This window comes from Acinetobacter sp. ABJ_C5_2 (assembly GCF_044538485.1).
In the GTDB taxonomy this organism is placed as follows: Bacteria; Pseudomonadota; Gammaproteobacteria; order Pseudomonadales; family Moraxellaceae; genus Acinetobacter; species Acinetobacter nosocomialis_A.
Genome location: NZ_JBIUCS010000002.1, coordinates 196591 through 220843 on the forward strand (window position 1 = coordinate 196591; position 24253 = coordinate 220843).

The 24253-nt window shown below is 39.8% G+C and carries 27 protein-coding genes; 10 read left to right on the forward strand and 17 right to left on the reverse strand.

The features are described 5' to 3' along the window. The first annotated feature begins 10 nt into the window (after nt 1-10). From ACH8JV_RS03585 to msrA, 4 genes are all read left to right on the forward strand, one after another. Nucleotides 11-520, forward strand: a complete 510-nt coding sequence (locus ACH8JV_RS03585) for a dihydrofolate reductase (RefSeq protein ID WP_032048141.1) — start codon at nt 11-13, stop codon at nt 518-520. 14 nt (nt 521-534) lie between these two features. Continuing rightward, on the forward strand, nt 535-1590 hold the full coding sequence (locus ACH8JV_RS03590) for a DUF4105 domain-containing protein (RefSeq protein WP_396519752.1): 1056 nt from the start codon (nt 535-537) through the stop codon (nt 1588-1590). Between the two features lie 148 nt (nt 1591-1738). Then, entirely contained in the window at nt 1739-2236 is a 498-nt protein-coding gene (locus ACH8JV_RS03595; protein WP_396519754.1) for an SRPBCC domain-containing protein, read from the forward strand. A 135-nt stretch (nt 2237-2371) separates the two neighbouring features. Continuing rightward, on the forward strand, nt 2372-2896 hold the full coding sequence (gene msrA, locus ACH8JV_RS03600; protein WP_032048138.1) for a peptide-methionine (S)-S-oxide reductase MsrA: 525 nt from the start codon (nt 2372-2374) through the stop codon (nt 2894-2896). A gap of 57 nt (nt 2897-2953) precedes the next feature. On the opposite strand, the gene ACH8JV_RS03605 is transcribed toward msrA, so the two are convergent. From ACH8JV_RS03605 to ACH8JV_RS03625, 5 genes are all read right to left on the reverse strand, one after another. Next, nucleotides 2954-3358 carry an ExbD/TolR family protein gene (locus ACH8JV_RS03605; RefSeq protein WP_396519756.1) on the reverse strand — a complete coding sequence of 135 codons (405 nt, stop codon included), beginning with the start codon at nt 3356-3358 and terminating at the stop codon, nt 2954-2956. Then, nucleotides 3358-3978, reverse strand: coding sequence for a MotA/TolQ/ExbB proton channel family protein (locus ACH8JV_RS03610; protein ID WP_107972553.1), 621 nt, complete (start codon nt 3976-3978; stop codon nt 3358-3360). Before ACH8JV_RS03610 ends, ACH8JV_RS03605 begins: the two co-directional genes overlap by 1 nt. Nucleotides 3979-4004: 26 nt before the next feature. After that, the gene (locus ACH8JV_RS03615) at nt 4005-4832 is read right to left on the reverse strand and encodes a TonB family protein (protein ID WP_396519758.1); all 828 of its coding nucleotides are present in this window, start codon (nt 4830-4832) and stop codon (nt 4005-4007) included. A 390-nt stretch (nt 4833-5222) separates the two neighbouring features. Beyond that, entirely contained in the window at nt 5223-6086 is an 864-nt protein-coding gene (gene purU / locus ACH8JV_RS03620; RefSeq protein ID WP_004698860.1) for a formyltetrahydrofolate deformylase, read from the reverse strand. A gap of 74 nt (nt 6087-6160) precedes the next feature. Next, entirely contained in the window at nt 6161-6853 is a 693-nt protein-coding gene (locus ACH8JV_RS03625) for a TetR/AcrR family transcriptional regulator (RefSeq protein ID WP_396519760.1), read from the reverse strand. Between the two features lie 112 nt (nt 6854-6965). On the opposite strand from ACH8JV_RS03625, the gene ACH8JV_RS03630 reads away from it, so the two are divergent. From ACH8JV_RS03630 to ACH8JV_RS03645, 4 genes are all read left to right on the forward strand, one after another. Beyond that, nucleotides 6966-8414, forward strand: coding sequence for a coniferyl aldehyde dehydrogenase (locus ACH8JV_RS03630; protein WP_311087147.1), 1449 nt, complete (start codon nt 6966-6968; stop codon nt 8412-8414). A 167-nt stretch (nt 8415-8581) separates the two neighbouring features. Continuing rightward, nucleotides 8582-8818: a 50S ribosomal protein L28 gene (gene rpmB / locus ACH8JV_RS03635; protein ID WP_000048256.1), complete on the forward strand. Its 237-nt coding sequence runs from the start codon at nt 8582-8584 to the stop codon at nt 8816-8818. 12 nt (nt 8819-8830) lie between these two features. Further along, nucleotides 8831-8986 carry a 50S ribosomal protein L33 gene (gene rpmG, locus ACH8JV_RS03640; RefSeq protein WP_001205031.1) on the forward strand — a complete coding sequence of 52 codons (156 nt, stop codon included), beginning with the start codon at nt 8831-8833 and terminating at the stop codon, nt 8984-8986. 147 nt (nt 8987-9133) lie between these two features. Beyond that, a complete protein-coding gene (locus tag ACH8JV_RS03645; RefSeq protein ID WP_396519762.1) occupies nt 9134-10843 on the forward strand; it encodes a cation:proton antiporter in 1710 nt (569 codons plus the stop codon). A gap of 36 nt (nt 10844-10879) precedes the next feature. Here ACH8JV_RS03645 and ACH8JV_RS03650 read toward each other — a convergent pair whose 3' ends face one another. The 10 genes from ACH8JV_RS03650 to ACH8JV_RS03695 form a co-directional block, all read right to left on the reverse strand. Continuing rightward, nucleotides 10880-11158 carry a hypothetical protein gene (locus ACH8JV_RS03650; RefSeq protein WP_002053465.1) on the reverse strand — a complete coding sequence of 93 codons (279 nt, stop codon included), beginning with the start codon at nt 11156-11158 and terminating at the stop codon, nt 10880-10882. Nucleotides 11159-11270: 112 nt separating this feature from the next. Next, the gene (locus ACH8JV_RS03655; RefSeq protein ID WP_004710685.1) at nt 11271-11774 is read right to left on the reverse strand and encodes a DUF6586 family protein; all 504 of its coding nucleotides are present in this window, start codon (nt 11772-11774) and stop codon (nt 11271-11273) included. An 80-nt stretch (nt 11775-11854) separates the two neighbouring features. Continuing rightward, entirely contained in the window at nt 11855-12214 is a 360-nt protein-coding gene (locus ACH8JV_RS03660) for an ASCH domain-containing protein (protein WP_396519764.1), read from the reverse strand. Nucleotides 12215-12221: 7 nt separating this feature from the next. After that, nucleotides 12222-12461 carry an RNA-binding protein gene (locus ACH8JV_RS03665; protein WP_004698872.1) on the reverse strand — a complete coding sequence of 80 codons (240 nt, stop codon included), beginning with the start codon at nt 12459-12461 and terminating at the stop codon, nt 12222-12224. A 73-nt stretch (nt 12462-12534) separates the two neighbouring features. Next, nucleotides 12535-14514 (reverse strand): ATP-dependent helicase, encoded by a 1980-nt coding sequence (locus ACH8JV_RS03670; RefSeq protein WP_396520012.1) that lies wholly within the window; start codon nt 14512-14514, stop codon nt 12535-12537. A 116-nt stretch (nt 14515-14630) separates the two neighbouring features. Next, nucleotides 14631-15203: an HdeD family acid-resistance protein gene (locus tag ACH8JV_RS03675; protein WP_019458042.1), complete on the reverse strand. Its 573-nt coding sequence runs from the start codon at nt 15201-15203 to the stop codon at nt 14631-14633. A 137-nt stretch (nt 15204-15340) separates the two neighbouring features. After that, entirely contained in the window at nt 15341-16099 is a 759-nt protein-coding gene (locus ACH8JV_RS03680) for a hypothetical protein (protein ID WP_396519766.1), read from the reverse strand. 86 nt (nt 16100-16185) lie between these two features. Continuing rightward, a complete protein-coding gene (gene topA / locus ACH8JV_RS03685) occupies nt 16186-18822 on the reverse strand; it encodes a type I DNA topoisomerase (protein WP_212284979.1) in 2637 nt (878 codons plus the stop codon). Between the two features lie 35 nt (nt 18823-18857). Next, nucleotides 18858-19307: a hypothetical protein gene (locus tag ACH8JV_RS03690; RefSeq protein ID WP_002053270.1), complete on the reverse strand. Its 450-nt coding sequence runs from the start codon at nt 19305-19307 to the stop codon at nt 18858-18860. Between the two features lie 147 nt (nt 19308-19454). Further along, nucleotides 19455-19832 carry a winged helix-turn-helix transcriptional regulator gene (locus ACH8JV_RS03695; protein ID WP_396519768.1) on the reverse strand — a complete coding sequence of 126 codons (378 nt, stop codon included), beginning with the start codon at nt 19830-19832 and terminating at the stop codon, nt 19455-19457. A 99-nt stretch (nt 19833-19931) separates the two neighbouring features. Here ACH8JV_RS03695 and ACH8JV_RS03700 point away from each other — a divergent pair, with 99 nt between their 5' ends. After that, nucleotides 19932-20939: a zinc-binding alcohol dehydrogenase family protein gene (locus ACH8JV_RS03700; protein WP_396519770.1), complete on the forward strand. Its 1008-nt coding sequence runs from the start codon at nt 19932-19934 to the stop codon at nt 20937-20939. Nucleotides 20940-20993: 54 nt separating this feature from the next. On the opposite strand, the gene ACH8JV_RS03705 is transcribed toward ACH8JV_RS03700, so the two are convergent. Then, entirely contained in the window at nt 20994-21239 is a 246-nt protein-coding gene (locus ACH8JV_RS03705; RefSeq protein ID WP_002053395.1) for a SlyX family protein, read from the reverse strand. A 32-nt stretch (nt 21240-21271) separates the two neighbouring features. Here ACH8JV_RS03705 and ACH8JV_RS03710 point away from each other — a divergent pair, with 32 nt between their 5' ends. Beyond that, nucleotides 21272-23182, forward strand: coding sequence for an ATP-binding cassette domain-containing protein (locus tag ACH8JV_RS03710; protein ID WP_396519772.1), 1911 nt, complete (start codon nt 21272-21274; stop codon nt 23180-23182). Between the two features lie 20 nt (nt 23183-23202). On the opposite strand, the gene ACH8JV_RS03715 is transcribed toward ACH8JV_RS03710, so the two are convergent. Then, nucleotides 23203-24210 (reverse strand): acyltransferase family protein, encoded by a 1008-nt coding sequence (locus tag ACH8JV_RS03715; protein ID WP_396519774.1) that lies wholly within the window; start codon nt 24208-24210, stop codon nt 23203-23205. Between the last annotated feature and the right edge of the window lie 43 nt (nt 24211-24253).

Sequence of the window (24253 nt, forward strand, 5' to 3'; positions counted from 1 at the left end):
GAATAAGATTATGGCATGGCAAAATGTAGAAGTTGTCCACGTTGTCGCAATGGACAAAAATCACTGTATTGGTAAAGGCAACGCGTTGCCATGGCATATCTCTGCCGACTTAAAACACTTTAAAGAAATCACCCAGGGTGGCGTGGTCATCATGGGCCGTAAAACCCTTGAGTCTATGGGCCGTGCTCTACCGAACCGTGTGAACTGGGTAATTACCCGTGATATTAACTGGCACTTTGACGGCGTAAAAATTGCGTATTCAATTGAAGATGCTTTAAACGCAGCTTTAGAAGACGCCAAAAACACCGAAAAGCAGGCGCTTTTCATCATTGGTGGTGGTGAAATATTTAAGCAAACCTTGTCAATTGCAGACCGTCTCGAGCTCACTCATGTTGACTTAGATGTACAAGGTGATGCACATTATCCAACTATACCGAGTGAATTTCATAAAACTGCGAGTGAGCAGCAAGTAGATGAAAAAACAGGAACTTCATTCGAATTTGCAACTTATAAAAAATAATTTTATGGCCGCCTATGCACAATATCGGAACACGTGAATTTATTATCGCCCTCCTCTTCGGCGCTTTACATGGTTTATTCACGTTGTTTATTGTGCTCTCCAGTATTTGGGTATGTTTAGCGCTTTGGGTGCAACAACCTTTTGGCTGGTTAGGCAGCCGCATTATTATCGGCATATGGATTGCCTTTGCATTAAGTATGGCTGGCTTATACTTCAATGGTCATATCATTAGCCGTCGTACAGATATCTTAATTTATCTTTTAGCTTTTGCTTGTTCTCTGGTTTGGTATTTCTCAATTACTGCGCGTCAAGACCGTGACTGGAACCCTGAAGTTGCCAATATGCTAAGTTACGAAAAACACGGCAACGTTGTTACTTTGCACAATGTACGTAACTTCAACTGGCATCCCGATGGTACTTATGACGCTCGCTGGGAAACCCGTACTTTTGACCTGAACCAGTTAAATGGCATAAATATTATTACCTCTTACTGGATGGGGCCACAAATTGCCCATACACTCGTCAGTTTCGAATTTAAGAATCAACAGCCTTTAGTTTTTTCAATCGAAATTCGCAAAGAAAAAACTGAAGAGTTTTCGGCAGTGGGTGGCTTTTTTAGAAAATATGAACTGAGCTTAATTGCGTCTGATGAAAAAGATATTGTCTACACGCGTAGCAACATCCGTAAAGAGCAAGTTTATAATTTCCCAGTCAATATGCCACGTTCAGAACAAAAAGCGCTATTTTTAGAATATCTTAAAAAGTCAGATGAGCTACGTGCACAGCCCAAATGGTACAACACCCTCACAAGTAATTGTACAACCTTGATTTTTGATATGGTTCAAGCCATTAATCCATATCAGCTTCCTAAAGATTATCGTCTAATCGCTTCAGGTTACTTACCTAATTATTTATATGATCTTAAAGCGCTCAATCAAAATATTAGTTTAAAGCAGTGGTATCAAATCGCACATATCAATCCACGTACTGAGCATTTTGAACAACTCTCAGATCAGAGTAGTGAACACTTCTCTCAAATTGTGCGACAAGGTTTACCCAAAGTTAACTAGAGTCTGCTTGATATTTTATAGGCTCATTTTCGCCAAATATCAGAAGAACAATTTGATAGCATTGAAAATAATCTGCAAAAATTACAAAGTAATTCCATAACTTATTCAAATTTTAAATTAACCAGTTTTCTAATAAAGGAAAATAATCATGACAGAAAAAATTACACCATTTAGTATTTCTAAAGTATTTAATGCACCTCGTGATCTTGTATTCAAGGTACATACTGATATGAATCACTTACAAAATTGGATGAGTCCAAAAAATTTCAAAATCATTCATACCTCAATGGATTTTAGAGTTGGTGGAACTTATCACTATGGGTTAGAAGGACCCGATGGAACACAAATGTGGGGTAAGCAAGTGTTTCGTGAGATTGTACCTAATGAGCGATTAACGTTTATTCAATCTTTTTCAGACAAAGACGGTAACAACACACGACACCCTATGTCACCGACATGGCCATTAGAAATGTTAGCAACCACAACTTTTGAAGATATTGATAATAAAACAAAAGTCACAATTACTTGGCAACCGTGGAACTCTGACGATATTGGTAACTCAACTTTTGATTCTGCACGCGATGGAATGACGCAAGGATTTAATGGAACATTCTCCAATTTAGAAGCTTATTTAAAAACCCTTTAAATATAGAGGATCTGTTGGTGGCTATCGAAAACTAAATAAGTTATTCTCTTTTTCTTTACTTTTTTATACACGCTTTACTTTGTAATCTAGATAGATAGACCCTATTGTAATAGGCAGGAAATAGAGGGAAAAACAATGCAACAGGCATTATTTGGCGGCGGCTGTTTTTGGTGCGTCGAAGCCGTATTTTTACAAATACGTGGTGTAGAAAAAGTAACAAGTGGTTATGCTGGTGGGCATACAACTCAGCCAACTTATGAGCAAGTATGTCAAGGTGACACTCAGCATGCTGAAGTAGTTCTCATCGACTTTGATGAACAACAAGTTACATATTCACAGTTACTTGATGTCTTCTTTGCAACGCATGATCCAACGACTTTAAACCGCCAAGGTAATGATATTGGTACTCAGTACCGCTCTGTTATTTATTATTATAATGAAGAGCAAAAACAGGCAGCAGAACATACGATTCAAACGTTAAAAGATGACGATCTTGATATTGTGACTGAGCTGTCTCCTGTCCCGACATTCTATCCGGCCGAAGAATATCATCAGAATTACTATGCAAAGAATCCTTCACAAGGTTATTGCAACTTTGCGATTCCACCTAAGTTGCTCAAGCTATATAGTAAATTCCAGCATCTGATGAAAGATCAATAAATCAGAGCAATAAAAAAGCAACCAAATTGGTTGCTTTTTTATTGAGTAAACTAAATTTTAGTTTTCACTGACAAAGGCAATATCGCTCAGTCCGGCTTCACTGGCGCGAGACATTACCTGAGCCACAGTATCGTACTTCGACTCTTTATCAGCACGAAGTTGAACGGTTGGTTTAACCGAACCTTGACCTGCTTCTTGGAAACGTTTTTGAAGCTCATCAAGGCTAATTACTTGAGTATCCCAAGCCACTTCACCATTTGCATTGATACTAATCGTAATTGCTTTTGGTGGTGGATCAATAATTTCAGCAGTTGTTTTAGGCAGTGTTAATGGAATCGATGGGTTGGCAACTGTTGCTGTGACCAAAAAGATGATCATTAACACCAACATAATGTCGATTAGCGGAATGAGGTTCATCTCATTTATGCCACTATCGTGGTCTTCACCCAATTGAAAAGCCATTAAGCTTGACCTCCAACATAACTTTGTTCTGCAGTTTTAACATCAGACTTTACAGTTGAGTCTTGCTGCAACATTGTATCGATTAACAAACTGTGTGCTTGATCTTGTAAATCATGAGCAAGACCACGGTTAGCACGTACACAAATGTTATAAGCCAATACCGCAGGAATCGCAACTGCAAGACCAAGACCAGTCATAATAAGTGCTTCACCTACTGGTGTAGCCACTTGAGCCAATCCTGCTTGTCCGCTCTTACCTACAGCAACCAACGCGTGGAAAATACCCCATACTGTACCAAACAAACCAACAAATGGTGCAATTGAAGCAATTGTTCCTAAAACAGAAATACCTTTCTCAGCATTGACTTTTTCAGCAGAAATTTGGCGCAATAATGCTTGCTCTGCAACTGCTTTACGCTGTTCAAAACTCAAAGGCTGTAACTTCGCTTTTAGCGAACTAATAGCTTTAGAGAGTTGAGCATAAGCTTGTTGTTTTAGTTGGCGAGTCCCCATCAAACGTAAGATGAAAACTGTCCAGGTAGCAATCGACATTGCCAATAAGATGAAATACAGGGTTTTACTCACTGCATCTGCATGTTGCCAATAAACTGCAAAGTTCATAGATGAACTCCTGATTTATGTATAAATTAAAATCCAATAACCAGTGGTAACGGTACTGTAAAAGGCTTCGCAACCCCATTTACCATATATGGTTTGAACCGTTGTCGACTAATAACTTGAATCATTTTTTGATCAATTTTTGGATTACCAGTAGATTTTGCCACAGTCACCGAGGTAATTTTACCTTTCTCATTTACGCTAAGGTTTAAGGTAAGCGCAAATTGCCCCTTGATCGTAGAGTACTTATCTGCGAATTCATTTACAGCAATTTGAACTTGTTTATCAACCCATTTTTGTCCCATTGCCCATTCAACATCACCTTTACTCACTTTCTCAACCGAAGTACTTTGAGCTTGCTCACGAGCTTGTTGATCTCTTGCAGCTTGTTCACGAGCTTGTTGATCTTTTAAAGCCTGTTCGCGAGCTTGTTGATCTTTTAACGCTTGTTCCCGTTGAAGCTGCTCTAATCTCTGCTTTTCCAACTCTTGCTGTTTCTTTAATTTCTCTTGGGTATCATCTTGTTGAATAACCTTTGGTTCTACCTTCTGTACTTTCTGAGCAATAACTTTTGGCTTTTCAACAGGTTTAGGCTCTACCTTCTTCTCTACAGGTTTAGGCTCTACCTTGGGCTTGATCGGCTCTACTTTTGCAGGAGGTGGCGATGGAGCATCTTCTTTAATTGTTAAAAAACGTACCTGTAAAGGCTTCTTGTCAATTGGCTTTAGTTCAGCAGGCTTAATGTGGCTAACTGCCCATAAGACCCCGATATGACCAATTGCAACCGCAATTAGGGCCGTGATGACTTTCTTTTTCATCGGATTGGGAGAGTTTAAGGCTGCGGAAGATTGACTCATAAGAATCTAATTACCTAATGGATGATGATCTCGACTTCAATTTATAGAAACGATTTCAAACATCGGATAGAACAATAAAGTGCCACAATAATAAATGAGAAGTGTTTTCATTTGCAACTAATTTTTTTGCGAAAACATTCTCTAGCATTGTGCAATCTAACTTCATAAAGTGATATCACCTTACTTTTCTCATGCTTAGACAACACACTAAAATTTGTTAGTTCCATAGACTACTTATCAAATCGTGCTCAACTTAAAAAAACATTAAGTAGTTACAATATTGAGAATAACCAATAGAACATCAAATTAAGGTTATGTTATAACATTTTAAATTTATTTTAGCCATAAAAAAGCACACTCAAAAGTGTGCTTTTAAAAATATAAGGGTAATTAGAAAACAACTGTCTTATTACCATCTACAATAATGCGATCTTCCAAATGCCATTTAACAGCACGAGCTAACACATTACGTTCCACATCTTCGCCAAGCTCACGTAACTGCTCAACGTTATAATCATGGCTTACACGTTCAACGTCTTGCTCAATAATCGGGCCTTGGTCTAGGTCAGCAGTCACATAGTGAGCTGTTGCACCAATCAACTTCACACCTTTTTCATAGGCTTGCTTATATGGGTTTGCCCCAACGAAAGCAGGTAAGAATGAATGGTGAATATTGATGATTTTCATTTCCCATTTTGCAACAAAATCTTCGCTTAAAATCTGCATATAACGTGCAAGAACTAATAAGTCGTTACCTTGCATCATTTCATCAATTTGAGCATAAGCTTCGGCTTTATTGTCTTTAGTTACTTTGATTACAGTAAATGGAATACCGAAGTTTTCAACAGATTCACGCAAGTCTTCATGGTTAGAAATCACATGCGTAATTTCACAAGGTAACGACCCACGTGCATGACGCCACAATAACTCAAGTAAAGCATGGTCGACTTTAGAAACTAAAATACCAACTTTTTTAATTTCGTTTACGAATGCAAGACGCCATTGCATGCCATAGCGCTCAGCAACGTTGACAGCAAATGTTTGAATTAATGCATCTTTACGCGACTGTAAATGATCAAGTTCAAATTCAACACGCATGAAATAACGTCCGCCTTGAGCTTCCGTCGCATACTGATCAAGCGCGGTAATGTTTGCACCTTGATGGTACAAAAAGCTCGATACAGCCTGTACGATCCCAGGCTTGTCTTCACAAGTAATCAGTAAACGGGCTGTATTGGCAGTGGTCATATTCATTTTGTTAATATCACTTAATTGAGACAAATTTTTAATAAGCCGAGTATTCTAGCGCTCTAAATAAGCAAGCACAACTATTCATCTTTTAAGGATGACAAGCTTGCAAAAAGATCAGAAGGTCCAAGTGATTCGAGCAATTGTTCATAAGTCGCACGGCTTTCACCCATTAAATAAGGGCCCTCTAAGAAAACCATTTGGCGTAATGCTTGCCAAACCCATTTTTCCTCAAGGTGGTTATTGTCACTAATGTGTCCGGACATATATAAAAAGTTGGTCCAGTTGGTTAAGACAATCCAAAGGTTAATAATGAGTGCTTCAATTTCGGAAGCTGTCATTTTCATAAGACCCGCATCGACAAAGGCCTGATAAATTCTTTGTCCTTGCTGCATCACCTGTCCCGCAAAGCGCGGATAGATCTTCTTAAAGTCTTCGTTACTTTCAACTAAGTGATAAACATCGCGATGAATAAAGCGATAGTTCCACAACTGACCGCTGAGCACCTGAAAATAACTAATTTTGTCGTTGGTGGTTAATGGTCTGTCTTCAGGTAAAGAGAGCATTTCTAAAGTCTCGATCTGATACTGATACATTAATTCCTTAATAATTTCATGCTTGTTTCGAAAGTGATAATACAAGTTTCCAGGACTGATCCCCAGCTCTGCAGCAATATGATTGGTAGTGACAGACCGTTCGCCACGCTCATTAAAGAGCTGCAAACTGATTTGTAAAATCCGGTCTTTTGTCTTCAGAGCTTTAGGTAGAGACATTTTAATAACCTTCGTTAATTCATATGGTTAAGACTTGCACACAGAAACCAACTTGACTCTTTAGAGTATTTACTCTAAAAAATAAGTATATCAGTATATTTGGTAAGTACCGATGAACAGTCAAACAAAAACAAATCCAGAGACTCAGGTTCCTTATGATGTTAAGCATTTACAAGATTTGCTTGAGCAGCAAAAGATTGCCTACTTACGTCATCCGGTACCCACTGCTAAAGAGCGTATTGATCGTTTAGCTCGTCTTAAAAAAGTCTTGGTAAAATATCAAGATCAGATTGCCGAAGCAATTAACCTTGATTATGGCAATCGTGCCATTATGGAAACCAAAATTGGTGAGTTACTTACTTGTCTTGAACAAATCAAGTATTACAGTAAGAACCTAACCGGATGGATGAAACCATCAAAACGCCATATCAGTGTATTACATCAGCCAGCAAAAGGTTGGGTACAATATCAACCAATGGGTGTAATTGGCATTATTACACCATGGAACTACCCGTTACTACTGTCTGTTGGACCACTCATCTGTGCTTTGGCTGCCGGTAACCATGCCATGATCAAAATTTCGAGTGCATCTCCAAATTTTGGTCAGATTCTTGAAAATGCACTTTCTGAAGCATTCCCACAAGAACTGGTTGCTGTAGTAAACGGCGGTGGCGTCATTTCTGATGCATTTAGTCATCTGCCTTTCGACAAAATGATTTTCACAGGCTCGACTTCGGTTGGTAAAACAGTCATGGCAGCCGCAGCTCAAAACCTTGTGCCGGTTATTCTTGAGTTGGGTGGTAAATCCCCTGCTCTGGTACATGCTTCTGTAGATATGAAAGATGTCGCACAGCGTATTGCTGTGGGTAAACTATGGAATGCAGGCCAAACTTGCGTTGCGCCAGACCATATTTTCTTGCCACGCGGGAAAACTGCCGAGTTTATTGAGAACTTTAAACTGATTGTGGCTGGAATGTATCCTCATTTCCGCAACAACCAAGACTACACTTCTATTATTAATGATAAACAGTATAACCGGATTCAAGGTTATCTTGAAAATGCCCGTGATCAAGGTGCTCGTATTGTTGAAATCAATCCGCAAAATGAAATTTTAGATGATGTCCGCAAAATTCCACCAACTTTAGTGACTGGTGTAACAACTGCAATGGATATTATGCAAAATGAAATTTTTGGCCCTGTTCTACCAATTTTAGAGTATGACCAAATAGAAGAGGTCATTGAGTTCATTAATAGTCGTCCACGTCCTTTAGCAATGTATTATTTTGACTATGATCAGGCACGCGCCGATTATATCTCTCAGCATACTCATTCAGGACATTTTGGAATTAACATGGTCATTACCCATGTTGCTCAAGATGACTTGCCATTTGGCGGAATTGGGGCATCAGGTATGGGCAAATATCACGGACCAGAAGGCTTTTTCGGACTTTCACATGAACGTTCGGTGATGTCAAATCCAAAACTTTATAGCCTGAAATACATTCTTCCACCGTTCAATAAACCAATTCATCGCTTCATTTCGAAAACCTTGTTGCGTTAACTGATCAAGGCATGATCTGTTACACTAGATCATGCCTCGTTTTTACCAATTTCGCTTGTCTTTTAATCGTATTTTTGGTATAAAACGCCCCTTGAATGAATTCATCCGTTTACATTTAGTATGACTGGCCACAGATTTGCTGTTGGCTAAATCAATGGAGTTACACCATGTCTAAGGTTTGCCAAGTTACCGGCAAGCGTCCAGTCGTTGGTAACAACGTCTCACACGCCAACAACAAAACCAAGCGCCGGTTCGAGCCGAACCTGCACCACCACCGTTTCTGGTTAGAAAGCGAAAAACGTTTTGTACGTCTTCGTTTAACCACTAAAGGTATGCGTATTATTGACAAATTGGGTATCGAAAAGGTTGTTGCAGACCTTCGTGCTCAAGGTCAAAAGATCTAAGGAGTCTGAGCAATGCGTGATAAGATTCGTCTCGTTTCTTCAGCTGGTACAGGTTATTTCTATACCACGACTAAAAACAAACGTACTATGCCGGAAAAAATGGAAATCAAAAAATTTGATCCAAAAATCCGTCAACACGTGATTTTCAAAGAAGCTAAAATCAAATAATTTTAGCGTCGAAAAAAACGACTTCTTTAAGAAGTCGTTTTTTTTTGCATTTTTTTTATACCCGCCTTTTTGTTAAACTTTCTACATATTCCGCCTTGGCATTTTTTATGCTTGTCTTTAGCCTAACTCACGTAAAAGGAGTTTTTAGTGCCGCATGACGTAGATTTAATTATTTTACTTGCTGTTGGTTTCGGCGTTGCCCTTTTTTTTGGCTATATTGCCGCCCGACTACGACTTCCCCCTCTTATCGGCTACTTAATTGCCGGAATTATTATTAGTCCTAATACCCCTGGCATAGAAGCAGATATTCATCTTGCCAACCAACTTGCTGAACTCGGTGTAATGTTCCTCATGTTTGGCGTTGGGATGCATTTTTCATTAAATGATCTTTTACAAGTTCGACGTATTGCCTTACCTGGTGCGATTTTACAAATTGCGGTTGCCACCTTACTTGGCGTTGGCGTTTCAATGTTATGGGGCTGGAGCTTTGGTTCAGCATTGGTTTTTGGCTTAAGCTTATCGTGTGCGAGTACCGTTGTATTATTAAAAGCTTTAGGAGACCGTGGTCTTTTAGACTCTGTAAACGGCAAAATTGCGGTAGGTTGGCTGTTAGTTGAAGATTTAGTGATGGTACTTGTTTTAGTACTTCTTCCAGCTACAGCGGTTTTACTTGGTGGAAAAGCACCGGCAGGCGCAGAAGGAAACATCTGGCTAACGCTTGGAATCACCCTATTAAAAGTGATTGGCTTTATTGCCTTTATGCTGATTGTAGGTAAGCGTGTTGTTCCTATCATTATGCAATTTGTTGCTCGCTTAGGTTCAAGAGAGCTATTTACGCTGACTGTCGTAGCAGCTGCTGTTTCGATCGCTTATGGCTCTTATGCCATCTTTGGGGTTTCAATGGCCTTAGGAGCCTTCTTTGCAGGTATGGTCGTAAAAGAATCCGACTTTAGCCACCGTGCAGAAGAAGAAACCCTTCCTCTACGTGAAATTTTCTCGATTTTATTCTTTGTTTCGGTAGGAATGTTGTTTGACCCACATATCCTTATCGAGCGTCCACTGCATATTTTGGCAGTTATCGCGATTATTATGGTAGGTAAAACGCTTGCTGCAATGGCATTGGTTTTATTCTTCCGCTATCCAATTAATACTGCTTTGACCGTCGGGGCCAGCCTTGCACAAATTGGTGAGTTCTCATTTATTTTGGCAACACTTGGCGTTTCTTTAGGTCTATTAACGCTAGAAGCTCAAAACCTGATTTTAGCAGGTGCTTTGTTCTCAATTACGCTTAACTCTTTTGTTTTCTCGGCAGTTGAACCTGTACAACGCTGGATTCGTGAACGCTCTCATTTAGCACGACTTCTTGAGCGCAGTGGTGACCCACTCGCGATGTTGCCAGATGAAGTTGACCAAGCTTACCTGCGTGATCAAGTGGTAATCGTAGGGTATGGTGGTGTTGGACGACGTATTACTGAAAATTTGATTAATCAGAATATTAAAGTCGTGATTGCAGAAGAAAATCGTGAAATTGTAGAAAAGCTACGTCAAGCAAATATTGCTGCCGTGAGTGGTGTCGCAACTGAACCTGGAGTTTTAATTCAGGCGCATATCATGCATGCACGACTATTGGTGATTTCCCCTATGGATATTTTAGATATTCACCGAATTGTGGATATTGCCAAACAATTAAACCCTCAAATTCAGGTTTTAATTTGTGCAGAAAGTAAAGAAGAAGCAGCAGTTATTCGAGATGAAAATCTTGGTGAAGTCTTCTATGCAAAAGAAGAAATGGCAAAGAATATGAGCCACCATATTTTAAATCAAATCGAACTGGCGCATCAGTCAACACATCATTAACGCATACAAAAAAGCGTACTCAAGAGTACGCTTTTTTTAACTTAGGAATTTAGGCTGCTCATCTACAACTTCAGCCTGCCATTCATTGACCTGCTTTTCGAGCAGTCCAAATAAAGCAGCTTGAATCATATGTTGGGCAACGATAGGCGTTTGCTCGCCTAATATCTCTTTTAGTTCATCACTAAATTGAATTTTAACCAAAGGCTCTTTTTCAGAACCAGCATTACGCAAGGCGAGCTCACCACCTTCGAGTTGGACTAACTCCAACACTGCTTCTTGATTTCCAAATAACTCTTTCAATTGCTGTATAGACATATACTTCCTCCATGTTTCAACATGGTGGCAAAGCACCCTTGCACTTTGCATCTCTCGTCTTATTTATATAGGCGCACTGGGATTAAATTTCAAGCGCTCAGACAGTTTAATTTTAGAACTCGACCATTTCGTTACGAAAACCATCAATTAAATGACTTAACTCTCTATGCCATTCACGCAAAATTTTCACATCAGGTAACCATGACTGGGGTCCCTGAGTCACTTTAATGATCAAATTAGAAGATGTTTCTTCTTCCGGTGTTGGTTCTGTTGGTTCCGGCGCGTACTGGCACATACGGTAAGCACGCTTTAACTCGGCCACAAAACCATCTTTTGCCAATTGCTGCAAAACAGAAACTTCAGGAGAAACTTGTCCTTTTGCCGCCATATGCTCTTCAATCGATTTTAATGTCGGCTGTGAATCGTTTAAACGATAGTAACGTACCAGTTCTTGCAGAAATGCCAGCATCGCACCATGCAAGTGAAAGACAGCTGTTTCACGATACGCTTGAACCTGCTGTACATGATCAGTTTGCTCTGCTTGTTGACACGCTAAACGCGCAAAATAGAGTTTTTGATTGGTACGATCGGCATGATAACGAGCAACACGTGACATAACTAAACTTTCCTGTTCTAAAATTGCCATCAATATGGCTATTCTTAGCTTAACGACTCCATTGATAAAATCAACGTTATTTATGGAAAATCCAAAGTGACTTGATAAATTTTTCGTTTAGCCTGCACTTTCAACTGCTGCTTCACTGGACGCACATTACTTAGAACCCAAGCGAAATATCCTTCACTCCAACCAGTATTACAGGCAGGTTCAATCTCATCATTTTGCCAAACATGAATAGAGACAACATCGACCAAAGCGACAGCTATTCCCTCTTCTTCATCACCATCATTGATTAAAAAATTCTGGTTTTCAACAATTAATAGATCTTTAAGAGGCAACTCTGTAGGCACCCATGAACAAACTTCTAGTGTCTTTACACCTTGGGCTATACGGGTTCCATTTGGAGCAACCACAGAAAGAGCTAAAAATTGTTGCATAAACGCATTACTCTTCAGCGGCTTTAACGCGAATTCCGTAACCTTTTACTTTAAGTGTATTTAAGCCTTTAATGGCTTTGATCGCTTCACGTGGATTCGGCATTTCGACAAAGCCAAAACCTTTTGATTTACCTGTTTCTTTATCGGTTACAACAACACAAGACTCAACTTTACCATAAGCCTTAAACAGCTCTAAAACTTCAGCTTCAGTCACTAAACGATCTAAATTACGAACTAATATTTTCATTTTCCAACCTTGACTGGCCTTCAAAATAAAGGCCAATATACATTTGAGTATTCACAGTGTCTTATACAGTAGTTTAGTCGAGATCGATACCAAAACCTAAGTTTACTGTTCGTGAAGTGTTCCATTGTTTTTTGGCAAATGGCTGTGGAACTTGACGATGAATTTTTGCCTGAACTAAATGCGCAGGTAGATCATTTAGGAAATAACTTTCGATTTTACGACCTTGTTCATCATATGTGTCTTGTGACCATGTATTAAGATTTTGCTTGGTCAAAATCAATTCATTTTCTGCACGTGTTAATGCAACATACAATACGCGGCGCTCTTCTTCTACTTCATCAAAATCACCCTGCGCACGCGCATATGGAAACTGATTTGGCGAGACATGCGGTACATAACATACTTTTTGCTCTGCACCTTTAGCCGAATGAATTGTAATTAAGGTCACTAAATCATCATCGCCCGCTTTTTCAATTTCAGAAACTGAAATAGGTTCAAGCACATATTCTTCAAGAAACTCACCAAGTGAGGCATGCTTACGCGCCAGCTGTTTAACCAGATCAAAATCTCTAACACGACGTGACCAGTCTTTAGTTTTATAGTTTTGCTCTAACTGTTCACTTAGGGCATCGAGTGCCAAACCAATACTTGCTTCAACATGCTGCTGTAGCACATCAAGCTGTTTCAAAATCAAAATAGCCTGTAAAGGGACTTTTCCATGACGCTCCAAACGCTGACAACGCTCTTCAACTTCAGCAATACCCATTAACTCTTGTGCTAACTTACTGGCCCCAACGTCACCAATGCCATCCCATAAGGTTAAAAAGCGCATCCACGCTAAGTCATCCTGCGGGTTACTCACAATACGTAAGAGACTGAGCACATCTTTTACATGTGCGGATTCCAGTAACTTTACGCCCCCAATAAAACGATACGGAATTTCAGCAGCAATAAATGCCCCTTCCAAATAGCGAGCGCTGTAGCCAGAACGAACTAACACCATATGGTCGTACCAATTTGCACCCTGCTGATGTCGTTCTATTAAGTCTTGTGCAATCCAATTGGCTTCTTCAAATTCATTACCAAACAAGTGGAGCTGTGGCTTTTGCCCTTTGCCACGATATGCCTGTAGCTGTTTTTCATAATCGATTGGGCTATGCGCTAATAACCAGTTTGATAAATCCAATATTTCTTGAGTTGAGCGGTAATTTAAATCTAAAGTATGAATAACCGCATCAGGAATTCGTTCTTTAAAAGAATGAATGTTTTCAAAGTCGGCCCCACGGAAACCGTAAATCGACTGGGCATCGTCACCCACACAAAACAATTTCACCTTGCCAATCAAGGGCTGCAAAAGTGCCCACTGTAAAGGGTTGGTATCTTGCATTTCATCAACCAATAAAGCTTGGCAGAAACCAGCAACCCAGTTCGTGAGTGCTTCGGAATTTTGTAAATGAACAGCGACAATCGACAAAATATCGTCATAGTCTAAAAAATTACGCTCTCTTTTACGTTGTTCATAGGTTTTCATTAGCTCCGCAATTTGTGCCTTGTACTCATATGCTTCAGGTAATTGCTTGAGTAATGCCTCTGAAAGCTTAGATTGCGTATTTCGAGCATAAGAATACAAATCACACAGCTCTGCTGCTTTAGGTAAAACGTTATCTTTGTCTTTACCTCTCAATAAGCGAAACATGAGTAACTGATCATCTCGATCAATAATACTAAATTGGGTCAAACCAAAAGCTTGTGGATTACGGCGTAGCAAGTACATACAAAAGGTATGAAAGGTTGATGCACGAAGGCCTTTGGCTTGTGCCCCCACATGCTGTTCAACCCTTGCCACAATTTCACTCGCAGCACGGCGCGTGAACGTTAAAATCTGGATTTGATTTGCAGGTAACCCCTGATCAATTAAATAAGCTGCGCGAGCAACAATGGTTTTAGTCTTGCCACAGCCTGCTCCAGCCAAAACCAGACAGTTTTGAGCCGTAGTCGTTGCTGCCTTTTTTTGCTGAGCATTTAATTCATTAATTAACTTTGCAAAACTCATAACACACATCGCTAAAACACCAAGGCGTAGTTTAACAGACCCATGCCATGAGATGGACCCTAGCTCACTAAAAACAAAAAAGGACACCTTAAGTGCCCTTTTATTCGCTATTTAATTTAAGAAACTGTTTTTGAGCTAGCAGGTAAATGTTTAATTGCAGAAGCAAGTCCTAAAAAGTTAATGCCCTGAAATAAAATATCTACTGCCAAAAACATTCCCAATACCCAAAATGGTGAGTCCTTAGAAACTAAAATTAAAATACCTGTAGCGAGGGTTAATAACCCTGAAAATAAGGTCCAGCCCCACCCTGCAATTGGTCTTAATAAAAATGCATTTATGGTGCGGATGACCCCAGCAATAATCAGTGCAATCGATAACAGGCTAGTTAAAACTACAGCTGTAGTCACAGGTGTAGAAAATGCGTAATAGCCAGCCATTAAATACAGCACTCCAAAAAGTGCCCAAAGCCATCGGCTACCGCCTTTAAATACACTTAAGGCGGCAATCAAATGTAGAACACCACCTATCATCATTAAAATACCAAATAGGAAAACAACCGAAAATGTTGCAAATGGTAATGAGCTAAATAAGACTAAACCGAAAATAATGAGCACGAAGCCTAATATTAGATACCATTTACGATCAGCATGTAGCTGATTACGAACTAAATCATTACCTACAGTTTTCATCATGGCTACTCTTATTATCAGGTATTAGGAAGTATATATAATGTCATTATAGTGATGTACTTCACATTTATTGTCTGTATAAGATCTGCATCGTTTATTAACAATTGATGGGGATAAAACAGTATTTATCCACAATTTTATTTCAACCAACCAATTTCTTGAGCTGTTGGTAAACCTATGACTGTTTCTTGTAAATCACTCGGCATTTTATTGGTCTGCTCAGACAATGGCGTTCGACCACCCATGATTTCTGCTAACTTTTGTGGGTAAAGAGGCACTTTTTCAGGTTCTGCATAACCTAATGGATAGATCGGCTGACCTGTTGTTAAATCATATTTATCTTTTGCGCCAAAGCCATGTAATAACTCATGCACAAGAACGACCTGATTTTGTGAAGCTTGTGTTTTGGTCGCAAACAAATTAACGCTACCAATACGGCCTTTTTCTAAAGCAGTCGAATGCACCAAAACTTTTTGATAAGTTGGATCATAATAATTTAAATAAAGCTTAAGTGACGCTCCGCTATCTTCAGGCTGTTGTTGTCGCCATGCATAAAAACGAAACTTTAAACTCCACCAAATTACATTCAGGATATTGGCATTTTGCGGGACCACAGGCGGTCTTTGCTGTAGTTCTTGACCTAAACGAATTTCAAAGTTGCTGGACTGCCCACGATAATGCTGTGACCACTCACTTAGGTAGCTTTTGAGTGTTTGGAAATCAGCGTTTTGTAGCTGATGAATATAAGCTTGTGTGGTTTGTAAGCCATCCGCATTTACTGGATGCAATACCACGATAACAGGCTGATTCCAGTCTTGGTTCTGGTCACGCCATGCTTGAACTGCAACGATTAATAAAATAATCAATAAACACAAAATCCGAATGTTTTTCCACATTCTTTTTCCCCATAAAAATTAAATTTTCTTTTATTGTTATTGATATAAAAAATGCTAGCTGAGCTAGCATTTTTCATCTGTCTTATTTAGCCTTCAATCCATTTACCATCTTGATAAATCAGACTCCATTTAGTTTGTTTACCTTCTGGTGTTTCAGATCCCACATATTGTGATTGATTCTTACGACTAAACTTCACAATAGTTGGATTACCTTCAGGGTCTACATCTGGAGCTTGTAAAATAAACTGGTATTTTGGATCAAGTTGGTCAGCCACACTACGAAGCTCAGCAACTTTTGGTGCACGAGTTTCACGAATTTTCGGGAACTTACTTGCAGCCAAGAACAGACCAGCCGCGCCATCACGCAGCACAAAATAGTCATCATGCTTGGTTGAACGCAAATGTTCCATCTTGATTGGTTCTACACGTGGTGGTGCAGGTTGACCACTCTTCAAGACTTTACGAGTATTGTCACAGCTTGTACAAGCGAAATACGGGCCGAAGCGACCAGTTTTAAGCTGCATTTCACCATCACATTTATCACAAGGAATAGTTGGGCCATCATAACCCTTAATCTTGAACTCGCCTTCTTCAAGCTCATAGCCATCACAGTCTGGGTTGTTACCACAGACATGTAGTTTGCGACCACCATCAATTACATAGCTATCCATTGCTGTACCGCATTTTGGACAGCGATGCTTTGACATCAAGTCAGCCGTTTCAGCTCCATCATCATCAGATAACGCTGCTAAAGACTCAACTGGCGTTAAGTTCAAGGTTCCTTTACAACGTTCTTTAGGTGGCAGGTTATAGCCTGAACACCCTAAGAATACGCCTGTTGTCCCCGTACGAATTTGCATTGGACGTGAACATTCAGGGCAATGTACTGCTGGTACTTCAACTGGTTGGTTACGGCGCATACCTTGCTCGCCTTGAGCATTGGTCAAACGCTTTTTAAAATCACCATAGAATGTATCTAGTAATTCTTTCCAGTTACGCTCACCCGTTGCTACACGGTCAAGCTGACCTTCTAAATCTGCCGTAAAGGCATAATTCATCAGGTTATTAAAACTTTCATCAAGACGGTCTGTCACAATCTCGCCCATTTTCTCTGCAAAGAGACGGCGATTTTCTAATTTGACATAACCACGTTCTTGAATCGTAGAAATAATGGCAGCATAAGTTGACGGACGACCAATACCACGTTTTTCAAGTTCTTTCACTAAAGATGCTTCAGTAAAACGAGCTGGTGGCTTGGTAAAGTGCTGACTTGGGTCTAGCTTTTCTAATTTTAAAATTTCACCTACTTTAATTGCAGGTAAAATAATGTCGTCGTCAGATTTATTAGCACCACGAACTTTTGTAAAGCCATCAAATACAAGCGTACGGCCTTTTGCCTTTAATTCAACATTGCCAGCTTCAACGGTTAAAGTTGAAGATAGGTATTCTGCTGGAGTCATTTGACAAGCAACAAATTGACGCCAAATCAAGTCATACAAACGCTGAGCATCACGCTCTACACCTGCAAGCTGGTCACCTGTAAGTGCAACATTTGATGGACGAATTGCTTCATGGGCTTCTTGAGCACCCGCTTTGTTACCATAGCGGTTTGGCTTAGCTGGTAAGTATTTCTCACCAAACTGGCTTTCAATATGAGCACGAACCATATTTACAGCGTCATCACTCAAGAATGTTGAGTCCGTACGCATATAGGTAATAAAACCAGCTTCATACAAACGCTGCGCCAGCATCATGGTTTTCTTCACAGAGAAACCTAAGCGTGTACTTGCAGCTTGTTGTAAAGTCGAAGTGATATATGGTGCGCTCGGATTCACCTTAGTCGGCTTATCTTCACGCTGTGCAACTTTATATTCAGCGTTCTTTAAAACTTCTAATAAAGCATCAGTTTCCGCTTTATTTTTCAGTTTAAGCGTCTTACCTGCTTGTCTAACTGCTTCAAGACGGATGTCATCTTTTTTGGCTTGCGTATCTGCAAAAACTTGCCAATATTCTTCTGGAATAAAAGCACGAATTTCACGTTCACGTTCAACAACAAGTTTTACAGCCACAGACTGTACACGACCTGCTGACAAACCACGGGCAATCTTTTCCCAAAGTAATGGCGAGACCATGAAACCCACAACGCGGTCCAAGAAACGACGCGCTTGCTGTGCATTTACACGGTTTAAGTCTAGGCGAGTTGGTTGTTTAAATGCTTCTTGAATGGCATTTTTAGTAATTTCGTTAAATACCACACGGTGATAACGGCTATCGTCACCACCAATCACTTCGCGTAAGTGCCAAGCGATTGCTTCCCCTTCTCTATCCAAGTCCGTTGCGAGATAGATTGCATCTGCATCTTTAGCAAGTTTCTTGAGTTCAGCAACAACATTTTCTTTGCCAGGTAGAACTTCATAGTGTGCCTTCCAGTCATGTTCCGGATCGACACCCATACGATTAATCAGCGCAGATTGGGCTTTTTGTTCTTTTTCAGCTTCAGTGAGTTTTGTCCGGGCAGCCGGCTTTTTCTCTGTTGATTTGCTGCCACCTGTTGGCAAGTCACGTACGTGACCCACAGAAGACTTAACAATGTACTGCGAACCTAAATATTTGTTGATGGTTTTCGCTTTGGCAGGCGACTCCACAATCACTAAGGCACGTTTATGTGCAGCAGAGGCAGTAGATGCTGTGCTTTGAGATGCAGAGCGCGAGGTATTCGCCATATAAAATGTTATTCCTATACCAATAAATTTAAAAATCAGGCTTCAGCCAAGGCCAACAGATAAGCCTTCATCTCATCTAATTGCGTGGCTTTTAGGTCCGATTCCTCATCCCAATAAAGGCCTACACAGTTTGCCTGCATATCAATAGCATAAATCCCTTTTAATGCAATGGGAGAATCATTAAATTTCTCATCACCCTGCACTACTTTTAATTTTCCGTCTATAACACGAGCACGCATGAGCGTTAAACGAGCATCGGGGATCAATACACTATAATAAGCAACCATGCTGGCACGCTTTTCAGTTGCCATCGGGACATGTGTCCATTCAGGTGCGGCAATTATGCGTGGATGTAGCCCCATTTTGCGGGCTTTGTCTCGCATAATACCTAGTGCCTTTTCACGTGGACTCACTCTTAAACCAAAAATGGAGCCTAGCACGAAAAGAACAATGATAACGGTAACCCAAATTCCGATATTGTCCATAGCAAAACCTATTAATCTCTTTTATTAGAGTTGCATAAGCTGACCAGAAAACGCAAGTTACATCATAAAAATAATGTCCAATTAACCGACGAGGTTAAAAACTACAACATTTCCTCATAGATATTCTTAGCAATCTAGGCACAATATTTAGGCGCTCTTTTCAGTTTCAAGAGTAGATAACTTACCAAACCGATCCAGATGTGCATCCCCCCATGTTTTTAGAGCAAGAAGAATCTGCTCAAGCCCACGTCCCAAATCAGTCAGGCTATATTCAACTTTAGGGGGAACTTGAGGATAAACCTCACGGTGAATAATGCCATCTTGTTCTAACTCACGAAGCTGATTGGTGAGCATTCTTTGCGTAATGCTTGGAACTCGTTTACGAATTTCATTGAACCGTAAAGTTCCTTCATTTAATAAATGCCAAAGAATGACACATTTCCATTTGCCATCAATCAAACTGATCGCGGCTTCAACTGAGCAACCCGGTGAGCAGTCAAAACTTGAATGTCGAGCTTTTGCCATTTTACAGTATCCTTTTTGACACTATGAGCGTTATTTGTCTGTAGTCACTATTTTTAAGCTTACGTTATGATCAAACTCTCAACAAGAGGAATCACAATTATGAAAGCTGTGGCATATCAAAAAGCAGGTCCCATTACATCGCCAGAATCACTCGTTGATATTGAACTCGACACTCCCGTTGCAGAGGGCCATGATCTGCTTGTTCGCGTACAGGCTATTTCGGTCAATCCAGTCGATACCAAAATACGTAAAAATGTAAGTGCTGAATCTGGTTGGAAAGTGCTTGGCTGGGACGCTGTAGGTGTAGTTGAAGCGATTGGAGATAAAGTCACTCAATTTAAAGCAGGTGATGTTGTTTGGTATGCAGGTGCGTTAAATCGCCAAGGCAGTAATAGTGAGTTGCAATTGGTTGATGAACGTATTGTTGGTCATAAACCGAAAACTTTAGAAGCAACTGAAGCAGCAGCTCTCCCTTTAACAGCAATCACGGCTTGGGAAATGCTATTTGATCGTTTGCAAGTTCCAAAGACTGCACCAGCTAATACGACTATTTTGGTGATTGGTGGGGCTGGTGGTGTAGGTTCAATTACCATTCAACTTCTTAAACAGTTAACTAACCTTACAATTATTGCGACAGCTTCGCGCCCTGAAACGAAAGAATGGGTCAAACAACTGGGTGCTGACTATGTATTAGATCATCGTGAACCTTTAGCTCCACAAATCAAACAATTAGGCTTAAATGCACCTTTATATGTGTTCTCGACCACTCAAACAGATCAGCATTTAGCAGATATTGTAGAGTTGATTGCACCACAAGGACATTTTGGTTTAATTGATGACCCTGAACAGTTAAATATTAAACCGTTTAAATCGAAGTCTGTGTCTGTGCATTGGGAATTTATGTTCACACGTTCAATGTTTCAAACTGAAGATATGCAAAAACAAAGTGAAGTATTAAATGAAGTCAGCAAGCTGGTTGATGAAGGGAAAATCAAAACGACAGTGACTGAAGTTTTAAGTCCAATTAATGCTGAAAATTTAAAACAGGTTCATCAGCAAATTGAGAGAGGTACGACAAAAGGTAAGATCGTCTTACATGGTTTTTAAGTAAAATTAAAATATCCCCCTAATAAAAAGGCAAGTATTGAACTTGCCTTTTTATTAATAGTGCGGGGGTTTATTCGTTAATGGATCAAAAGGTGCAATGCCTTCTGATAAATCCGAAGATTCCACACGTTGATAAAGTAATTGCATTTGTTTTTTCAAATCAGCTATTTCCTGAGTTTGAATAGCGAGTTGTTGATTTAATTGTTCAACTAAATCATCCAAAAATGTAATTCGCACTTGCAAATCTTCAATGGGTGCGGAAAATGACGCTTGATCATCATGATATGGTGGTTTAGTCATTTAAATCCTCATTTGAGATTCTGGAAAACATTATGGCCTATATTACCCTAAGGGATGTCCAACTTGCTTTTGGCGGACCTGCCCTGCTCGATGGCGCGAACTTTAATCTAGAACGTGGCGAACGAGTCTGTTTAATTGGGCGTAATGGTGAAGGTAAGTCTACTTTACTTAAACTCATCGAGGGAAGCTTATTACCCGATTCTGGTGAAGTTTCTATTCAAAATGGTTTAACGGTTTCTATGTTAGCCCAAGACGTCCCAATGGATTCTGGCAAAGTTGCTGACATCGTGGCAGACGGCGCAGGAGAAGCTGCTGAAGTACTCAGAGCTTATCATGAAGCAACCGACGCTTGTATGTTAGGAGATATGGAAGCTTGCGACCGTATGGGTAACCTTCAGCACAAGCTAGACCAACTAGACGGTTGGGCGCTTGAAAACAAGGTGAATGCCCTATTAAGTAAAATGGGACTCGACCCAAATGCAGATTTGGCAGATCTTTCAGGTGGACGTAAACGCCGTGTTCTACTCGCTCGTGCTCTTTTAACGCAGCCAGACGTACTCCTTCTAGACGAACCAACCAACCATTTAGATGTTGAAAGTATTGAGTGGCTAGAAAAATTCCTACTCGATCAAAATAATTTAACGCTTCTATTTATTTCGCATGACCGCTCTTTTGTAGATAGCATTGCGACTCGAATTGTTGAACTTGACCGCGGCATCCTACGTGGCTACGAAGGTAACTATTCACGCTATTTAGAGCTAAAAGCTCAGCAAATGGAAGCAGAAGAGAAACAAAATGCTTTATTTGATAAAAAGTTAGCTGAAGAAGAGGCTTGGATTCGCCAAGGCATTAAAGCACGTCGTACCCGTAACGAAGGCCGTGTTCGTGCATTAAAAGCTTTACGTGAAGAATCGAAAGCTCGCCGCTCACAACAAGGCAAAGTGAGCATGGCGACTCAAGAAGCAAATCGCTCTGGTAAATTAGTATTTGATATTGAGCACTTAAGCGTATCTTATGACGACAAACCACTGATTAAAGATTTCTCTACACTAGTCATGCGTGGCGACCGTATTGGTCTAGTCGGCGATAACGGTGTTGGTAAAACAACGTTAATTAAAGCCATTTTAGGTGAAATTGAGCACGGTGGTTCTGTTAAGACTGGTACACAGTTAGAAGTAGCCTATTTTGATCAATTACGTAATGCCTTAGACCTTGAAAAAACAGTCATGGCAAACGTTTCAGAAGGCTCTGACTTTGTAGATGTAAATGGCAACCGTCGTCATATCTACAGCTATTTACAAGATTTCTTGTTCTCACCTGAACGTGCACGTACACCAGTAAAAGCCCTTTCTGGTGGTGAGCGTAACCGTATTTTGCTTGCTAAATTATTACTTAAACCATCGAACCTGATTGTGATGGACGAACCAACCAATGACTTGGATATGGTGACTCTTGAGCTACTTGAAGAGATGCTTTCTGAATATAAAGGCACGCTATTACTTATTTCGCATGACCGTGCATTTATGGATAACGTTGTCACTTCTACTTGGGTATTTGATGGCAAAGGCAATATTGCAGAATACATTGGTGGTTACCAAGATTACTTACTACAACGTCCAGATGACAAAGTAGTAGACCAGAAATCTGACGTTAAGAAAGCTCAGGCAAAAGCTGAAGCTGAAAAAACTGCCGCTCAAAGTACCGTGAAAAAGGTGAAATTGAGCTATAAAGACCAACGTGAACTTGAGCAACTTCCTGCTGAAATCGAGAAACTGGAAGTTGAACAAGCCGAGCTTTCTGACAAACTTGCAGATGGTTCGTGGTTTGTGTCCGATGCAGATGCTGCGACTCAAGCAAGCCAACGCCTAGCAGAAATTGAAGAATTACTGCTTGAAAAATTAGAGCGTTGGGATGAACTTGAGCAAATGAGTAAAGGCAGTTAATCAATAAAAAAGGGCTTTAATTAAAGCCCTTTTTTTGGATTTAGAATTTCTAGTAATGCCATAAAAGGTTTATAAACAAATAAAGAGATGAAACGAATTAAACGTTCAAATATCTGTAACTGCAAAACCATACAAGTCAGGATAGCCAAAACGAGACTAATAAAAATATTGATCTCTACCGAATATTTAAAACTTAATTGATGAGTCAAAACAATAATTACAAAACCATGCAATATATAAACTGGCAGCGTTTTTTGGCCTAAACCGATCCAAGGTCGTTTAAAATTTTGAGTGAGTACAAATAAACTCAAAACACCCATAGCCGATAGCAACATAATTACACTGCGAATCAGTATTCCCTGCCATAGATCTATATGGAGTTGAAAATATGACAAACTACCAAATAGCCAGTAATAACTATAATGACTTATAGCCGCTACAGCAGTAATGATGAATAATGTAATAACGGCAAATAACTTTGCATAAGGCAACTGCGGAATATACTGGAAAATGGTTTTACCATAGATCGCCCCCACCATAAAAAAAGGTAGAAAAACAAAAATTCGACCTATCGAATAGCTGTAATTATTGATGGGTGAGCATCCAATAAGTAAAGCTAAAACGATTGAAAACAGAACTGGATATGCCGTCTTTTTTAGGAAAAAAGCTAAAAACGTCCAAGCCACCATGCCAAATAAATACCATAGCACCCAATAAGGCTTAGCAAACCATACCAAATGAAACGACCAATTCCATAAACTTCCGTTATAGAAGGCATCAAGCAATTGAAATAAAAGTTGAAATGGTAAATATAATGATAAAAAGTAAATTAACTTTTCTAGGATTTTCTCTTCTTTAAAAAACATGCCCGATATAAAAATAAAAGCTGGCATATGAACAAAGTAAATGCCCCCTAAAGTCGCTTGATTTAGAGGTTCGTTCCAGCCAATTAACCTTTCAAGGTAATGACCCAATACAACCAGAAAAATTAAGACACCTTTTGTGGCATCGATATGGAGATTTCTCATAAATTTCTATGAAATCAAGATATTCATATCATACTGAATTATT